Here is a 6900-nt window from a genome sequence, read left to right as displayed (position 1 = left end):
CTGGTCGCGGCCGTAGTCGAGGAGCCGCTGCTGCCAGTCGGCGAGGCCCTCGGACAGGGTGGTGCCGGAGATGTACGCCTGGCCGACCGTGTCGTTGAAGATGGAGTTCGCGTACACCTGGAAGGGCAGGTAGTCCCAGCCCTTGGCGACGTTCGCGGCCGACTCGGCGAAGATCCGGTTGGCCTGCTGGCCGCCGAAGTACGGGAACTCGGTGTTCAGGAACTCCTCGGACTCCAGGTCCGCGCTCGTCGCGGGGAACGCGCCGGCGGACAGCCGGGTCGCCACGCCGTCACCCGCGTTGGCGTACTCGACGAAGGCGTAGGCCAGGTCCTTCTTCGCACCGGCGGCGGGGACGGTCAGGGCACTGCCGCCGTTCTCGGCGCTGACGGTGCCGCCCGCCTCCCACTGCGGCAGCGGGGCGACGCGCCAGTCACCCGAGGCGCCGGGCACGCCGGACTCGAAGTTCGCGGGCATCCAGGCGCCCACGTTCAGCGTCGCGATGCTGCCGTCGCCCAGGCCCTGGTACCACTCGTCGCTCCAGCCGGCGATGTCGCTGACCAGCCCCTCGTCGATGAGCTGCTGCCAGGTCTCCGCGAACTTCGCGGAGCCCTCGTCGGCCAGGTCCACGCCGACCTCGGTGCCGTCCACGCTGAACGGGTGGCCGCCGGCCTGCCAGATCATGCTGGTGGTGAACCCGGCGTCGCCCGTGTCGGAGGCGATGTACACGTCCGGGTCGGCCGCGTGCAGGTCGCGGGCCGCCTGCACGTACGCGTCCCAGGTGGTCGGCACCTCGACGCCGAGCCGGTCGAAGACGGTCGCGTTGTAGAACATCGCCATCGGGCCCGAGTCCATCGGCAGGCCGTAGACCCCGTCGGTCCCGGCGTGCACGGCGCTCCACGGGCCGGGCGTGTAGGTGCCCTCCAGGTCCGAGGCCCCGAAGGAGGACAGGTCGGTGAGGCCGTCGGAGATGGCGTACTGGCCCAGCGCGTAGTACTCGATCTGCGCCACGTCCGGCACGCCGTCACCGGCCTCCATGGCGTTGGTCAGCGCGGTGTACTGATCGGCGCTCGTACCGGCGTTGACCAGGTCGACCTTCACGTTGGGGTGGGCGTCCATGAAGTCGTCGGCGACCTGTTGCAGGGTGGGCTCCCAGGCCCACACCGTTATCTCGCCGCCCTCCTCCAGGGCCGCCTGCACGGCGTCGGGGGAGGAGGCCTCGTCCGAGCCGCCGTCGTCGGAGCCGCCGCAGGCCGACACGGCCAGGACGAGCGCGCCGGCGAGACCGGTGCCGCGCAGCAGATGACGCGCGCGCTTGGTGGTGATCATGGTCGTCTCACTTCGTCGTCGAAAGAGGGGACAAGGGTTGGGAAAGGGAGGGGAAGCGGGGGAGGGGGAGGAGCGGGGTGCGCGCGGCCGGGGTCACTCCTTGACGCTTCCGGCGGCGAGCCCCGACTGCCAGTACCGCTGGAGCAGCAGGAACACGGCGATCAGCGGCACGATGGTCAGCAGCGAGCCGGTGATGACCAGGTTGAAGATGGCCTCGCCGCCCGCCGTGGACGCCTGCGCGTTCCAGGAGTTGAGCCCGAGGGGCAGCGGGTACCAGTCCGGGTCCTTGATCATGATCAGCGGCAGGAAGTAGTTGTTCCAGGTGGCGACCATGGTGAACAGCGACACCGTGACGATGCCGGGCGCGAGCAGCGGCAGGCAGATCCGGAAGAACGTGCGCAGCTCGCCCGCGCCGTCGATCCTGGCGGCTTCCAGCAGGTCGGTGGGGATCGCGTCGGTGGCGAACACCCACATCAGGTAGAGGCCGAACGGCGAGATCAGCGACGGGATGATCACGGCCCAGGGGGTGTTGGTCAGGCCCATCTCGCTGAACATCAGGAACGTCGGCACCGCCAGCGCCGTGCCCGGGACGGCGACCGCGCCGATCACGACGGCGAACACGGCGCGCTTGCCGGGGAAGTCGAACTTGGCGAGCGCGTACCCGCCCAGGACGGCCAGCAGCGTCGCCCCGCCCGCGCCGGCGACGACGTACAGCACCGTGTTCAGCAGCCAGCGGGTGAAGACCCCGTCGTCGTACGTGAAGGTGTCGGCGATGTTGTCGAAGAAGGCGAAGTCGCCGCTGAACCACAGCCCGAACGAGTCGAAGAGGCTGCCCTGCGTCTTGGTGGAGTTGATGAACAGCCAGACGAGCGGCACCAGGGCGTACAGGAGGACGAGGCCGGTCAGCAGGGTGAGCAGCACGCTCCGGCGGGGGCGGCGGTCACCTGACGCGGCCCGGCCGCGGGGGCGCGGGGCGCGCTGGGTGCGCAGCCGGACGGCGCTCCTGGGGGACGGCGTGCGCGCGGGCGTGGCGGGGGCGCTCATGCGGTGGTCACCCTTCCTTTCGCATTCCGCGCAGCTGCACGACGTAGGCGATGACCATGGTCAGGAGCCCCATGACGATCGCGACGGTGGCCGCGTAGTTGTGCTGCTGGCCGGAGAAGGACAGCGAGTAGGTGAAGAGGTTCGGCGTGAAGTCCGTGGTGATCACGTTGGGGGCCAGGTTCTGGAGGATGCTCGGCTCGTTGAAGAGCTGGAAGGTCCCGATGACCGAGAAGATCGTCGCGATGACCAGCGCGCCCCGGATGGCGGGCAGCTTGATCGACGTGATGACGCGCAGCTGACCCGCTCCGTCGATCTCCGCCGCCTCGTAGAGGGAGTGGGGGACGACGCGCAGCGCGGAGTAGAAGATCAGCATGTTGTAGCCGACGAACTCCCAGGTCACGATGTTGCCGATGGAGGCGAGGATCCAGTCGGACGAAAGCGGGTTCGGCAGGGAGGTGTTGAAGGCGTCGTTGATGTTCGCGATCAGCCCGAAGCGGGTGCCGTACATGAAGCCCCACATGAGCGTGGCGACGACGGCGGGCACCGCGTACGGCAGGAAGATCGCGATGCGGAAGAAGTTGCGCCCGTACAGCCGCCCCGAGTCCAGGGCCAGGGCGACCAGCAGCGCGAGGAACAGCATGACCGGCACCTGGACGGCCAGGAACAGCGTCACCCGGCCGAGCGCCTCCCAGAACTGGGAGTCCTGCATCGCCTGCCGGTAGTTGTCCAGGCCGACGAACGAGGTACCGCCGACGAGCTGGTCCTTGTACAGGCTCAGGTACACCGAGTACGCGATCGGCGCGAGGAAGACCAGCGCGAAGACGGCCATGAACGGGCCCATGAAGCCCCAGCCCAGCAAGGCGCGCCGGCGCGCCCTCCCGCGTGCGGCCCGGCGCCCCGCTGCCACGGGCGGTGACATCGCTGCCATACGGTTCCCTCGCTCTCCGCGGCGGTCGGTCACCCGCCTTGGTGGTTGTTCCGGTGCGCCGATGTTTGCGTAAACATGACGCGCGGGGACGGAGTGGCCCGAGAGGTATGTTTACGTAAACATCGATGTCGCGAGATGTTTACACTTCTTGCTGACAACCGTCAAGAGCAGAGGGGATGCTCGATGCAGGGCAGGAAGCGCCGGGTGTCCATGGCGGACGTGGCCCGGCTGGCGGGCGTCTCGTCGCAGACGGTGTCCCGTGTCTCGAACGGCCACCCCGGTGTCGTCGAGGCGACGCGGGAGCAGGTCCTCGCGGCGATGCGGGAGCTGGGGTACCGGCCCAACAGCGCCGCCCGCGCCCTGAAGCGCGGCGAGTTCCGCACCATCGGCGTCATCCTGTTCACGCTGTCCACGACGGGCAACGTACGCACCCTCGAAGCCATCGCCACCTCGGCCGCCCAGGAGGGGTACGCGATCACGCTGCTGCCGGTGGCCGTGCCGACCCACGACGAGGTGCGCGGCGCGTTCCACCGCCTCGGCGAACTGGCCGTGGACGCCGTCATCGCGATCATGGAGGTGCACCTGCTCGACGCGGCGACGGTCTCGCTGCCGCCCGCCGCACAGGTGATAGTCGTCGACTCGGACGCCGGCGACCGCTACAGCGTCGTGGACACCGACCAGGCGATGGGGACGCGGGAGGCGGTGCGCCACCTGCTGGGCCTGGGGCACCGGACGGTGTGGCACCTGGCGGGACCCGAGGAGTCGTTCGCCGCCCAGCGCCGGGCCGACGCGTGGCGGGCGACGCTGGCGGCGGCGGGGCGCGAGGTGCCGCCGCCGGTGCGCGGCGACTGGTCGGCGGAGTCCGGGTACCGCGCCGGGCTGCTGCTGGCCGGGGACCCGGCGTGCACGGCGGTGTTCGCCGCGAACGACCAGATGGCGCTCGGACTCCTGCGGGCGCTCCGCGAGAAGGGCAGGTCGGTGCCGGACGAGGTGAGCGTGGTCGGCTTCGACGACATCCCCGAGGCGGCCTCGTTCGTCCCGCCGCTGACCACCATCCACCAGGACTTCGCGGCGGTCGGGCGGCTGTGCGTGGAGGGCGTGCTGCGGCAGATCCGCACGGAGTCGGCGGAACGGGGCACGACGCTGGTGCCCACCCGACTGGTCGTCAGGGACAGCACGGCCGCGCCGCCGCGGCTGACGTGAGCGGACGGCGGGAGGCGGCGGCGTCCGGATGACGTCCGACCGGCCGCCGAGTCCGGCGACCCCGTCGCCGACGGCCGGTACGCGGACCCGGACGTCGCCGTCTGCGGCGACCGCTGCTGCTCCCCCGTTCACGATGGGGTCGGTCGCTCCGGTGGAAGGGGACGGCCGGCCCGGAGTCCGGTTCCTCGCCTGGCCGCCCGGTCGGGCGGCCAGGCCCGGACACCCGGTGGGGCCGGGGGTGGTGGGGAGGGAACGGGGCTCAGCTGGGGGTGATGCCCAGGGGGGTCAGGATCTCGTGGAGTGCCGTGCGGGTCGGGGTGTCGAGTGGGCGTGCGGGGGCCCTGACGGTCGCGTCGGCGATGAGTTTCCTGGCGACGAGCACCTCCTTGTGTATCGCCCAGGCCCAGCCCTGCTGGAGTCCGTGCAGTATCAGGGGCAGCAGCCGGGCGAAGCCCTCCCGTGCCTCCGCGCGGCGTCCGGCGTTCCAGTCGTCGAGCACGGGGCGCAGCAGGTCGGGGAACTCGCAGGCCGGCATGGTGCCGATGGCGCCGCGGGCGTACTCGTCAAGGCAGAACTGCGCGTTGAGCCCGCCCAGCACCGCGAAGTCCTCGTCCGCCGCGTCGCGGACGGCGGTCACCTTGGCCGGTGTCGGCGGCGCCTCCACCTTGACGGAGGTGACGCCCGGCAGCCTGCCGAGCGCGGCCAGCGTCGCGGGCGTCATGGCCACACCGGTGACCCCGGGGGCGTCCTGGACCATCACCTCGCAGTCCGTGGCGGCCGCGACGTCCGCGTAGAAGTCGGCGACCTGCGCCGGAGTGGGCTTGACCATGTACGGCGGCAGCACCATGAGGGCGGCCGCGCCGTCCGCCGCGGCCGCCCCGGCCTGCTCGACGGCGGTGACCGTCGAGGTCGCGTTGACCCCGGCCACCACCGGGACGGCGCCCGCCGCGACGTCCACGACCTCGCGCAGTACGCGTGCCCGCTCCTCGGCGGTGAGCGCGAACGTCTCGCTCGCCATGCCGGAGACGGCCACCCCGTCGACGCCGCTGGCGAGGTTGAACTCCACCACGCGGCGCAGCGAGGGCAGGTCGAGGGAGCCGTCAGGTGCGAAGGGGGTCGCCAGGATCGGCACGAGCCCTTGGACGAGGGACATGGGGATCAGTCCTTTCCGGCGAGGTCGCGGACGACCCGCTCGTCGATGTCGATGCCGAGACCGGGCCCGGCGGGGAGGGGGAAGTGGTCGGGGTGGACCGTGAGCGGGGTGCTCAGCACGCGCTGTCCGACCTCGGTCGACGTCGGCTGGTACTCGAAGACCGCCAGGTCCTCGACCGCCGCCGCCAGGTGCAGTCCGGCGGCGAGGGCGACACCGAGCCCGACGGAGTGGTGCGGCGCCACCGGGACGTGGGCCGCCGCGCACAGTTCGGCGATGGCCATCGCCTCGGTGATGCCGGTGCGCGCCACGTCCGGCTGGGCGATCTCCAGCGCGGGGCCGTGCAGCCAGCGGGCGAACTCGTACCGGTTGCGCAGGGTCTCGCCCACCGCCACGGGCACCGCCGCTCGCGCGACGAGCCGGCGGTGGCCGTCCTCGTCCTCGGGGGCCAGCGGCGCCTCCAGGAACCAGCCGCCGCGGTCGGCGAGACCGGCGGCGAGCCGCCGGGCCTCGGCGGGACCGTAGGCCCAGTGCGCGTCCACGGCGATCCGCAGATCCGGCGCGGCGGCGCGGACGGCGTCCACCGTGGCCAGGTCGGCGTCCACGCCGTGGCCGAGGTGCAGCTTGACGGCCCCGGCGCCCCGGGCGGCCCAGTCGGCGGCGAGCTCGGCCCGTTCCCCGTCGGTGGCACGGGGCAGCCCGGAGACGTACGTCGGCAGCCGGTCGCGGAACGCCCCGCCGAGCAAGGCGGCGACGGGGGCGCCGCGCAGCCGCCCGGCCAGGTCCCACAGCGCGATGTCCACGGCCGCCAGCGCGTCGGCCTGATGGCCCACCAGATGCCCGCGCTCGCGCATCAGGTCCCGCAGCCTCACCCAGGCGGGCCGGGGCGCGAGCGCGTCCTGCCCCAGCAGGACGGGCGCGAGCAGCAGATCGACGATGCCCGCGGGCACCTCGGGGGCGACCGGCGCCAGCGCCTCGCCCCAGCCCGCCGTGCCGTCCTCGGCGGTCACCTTGACGAGGAGGGTCTCGAACCGGCGCGAGTACAGGCTGCGCCACGGCGCCCGCACCTGGTAGCCCGCCGGTACCTCGCTGCCGTCCGGCAGGACGCCGAGGTAGGGCTCCTCGTGGAAGACCTTGAGGACGAACGTCTCGACCGAGGCGATCTGCATCTGTGCATCCATTCTTCGGTTGGGGTCTTGCGCTGAGCGGATACTCTAATGCAGTATCCGTTGCGTAACGCAAGTGTTTC

6 protein-coding genes are annotated in these 6900 nt (G+C 71.9%); 1 reads left to right on the top strand and 5 read right to left on the bottom strand.

Going from position 1 to position 6900, the window contains the following annotated elements:
• The 3 genes from ACL02R_RS19640 to ACL02R_RS19630 form a co-directional block, all read right to left on the bottom strand.
• A partial coding sequence (locus ACL02R_RS19640; protein WP_412798252.1) for an ABC transporter substrate-binding protein occupies positions 1-1326 on the bottom strand: 1326 nt, incomplete at its 3' end.
• A gap of 93 nt (positions 1327-1419) precedes the next feature.
• Positions 1420-2370 (bottom strand): carbohydrate ABC transporter permease, encoded by a 951-nt coding sequence (locus ACL02R_RS19635; RefSeq protein WP_412798251.1) that lies wholly within the window; start codon positions 2368-2370, stop codon positions 1420-1422.
• 7 nt (positions 2371-2377) lie between these two features.
• Positions 2378-3298 (bottom strand): carbohydrate ABC transporter permease, encoded by a 921-nt coding sequence (locus tag ACL02R_RS19630; protein ID WP_412798250.1) that lies wholly within the window; start codon positions 3296-3298, stop codon positions 2378-2380.
• Between the two features lie 183 nt (positions 3299-3481).
• On the opposite strand from ACL02R_RS19630, the gene ACL02R_RS19625 reads away from it, so the two are divergent.
• Positions 3482-4501 carry a LacI family DNA-binding transcriptional regulator gene (locus ACL02R_RS19625; RefSeq protein WP_412798249.1) on the top strand — a complete coding sequence of 340 codons (1020 nt, stop codon included), beginning with the start codon at positions 3482-3484 and terminating at the stop codon, positions 4499-4501.
• A 259-nt stretch (positions 4502-4760) separates the two neighbouring features.
• Here ACL02R_RS19625 and ACL02R_RS19620 read toward each other — a convergent pair whose 3' ends face one another.
• On the bottom strand, positions 4761-5654 hold the full coding sequence (locus ACL02R_RS19620) for a dihydrodipicolinate synthase family protein (protein WP_412798248.1): 894 nt from the start codon (positions 5652-5654) through the stop codon (positions 4761-4763).
• A gap of 5 nt (positions 5655-5659) precedes the next feature.
• A complete protein-coding gene (locus ACL02R_RS19615; RefSeq protein WP_412798247.1) occupies positions 5660-6820 on the bottom strand; it encodes a mandelate racemase/muconate lactonizing enzyme family protein in 1161 nt (386 codons plus the stop codon).
• Positions 6821-6900 lie beyond the last annotated feature (80 nt).

The sequence above is a fragment of the Streptomyces sp. MS19 genome (assembly GCF_047200595.1).
Taxonomy (GTDB): Bacteria; Actinomycetota; Actinomycetes; order Streptomycetales; family Streptomycetaceae; genus Streptomyces.
Note: the sequence above shows the minus strand (reverse complement) of the source record. Positions and strands in the feature narration are given on the sequence as shown.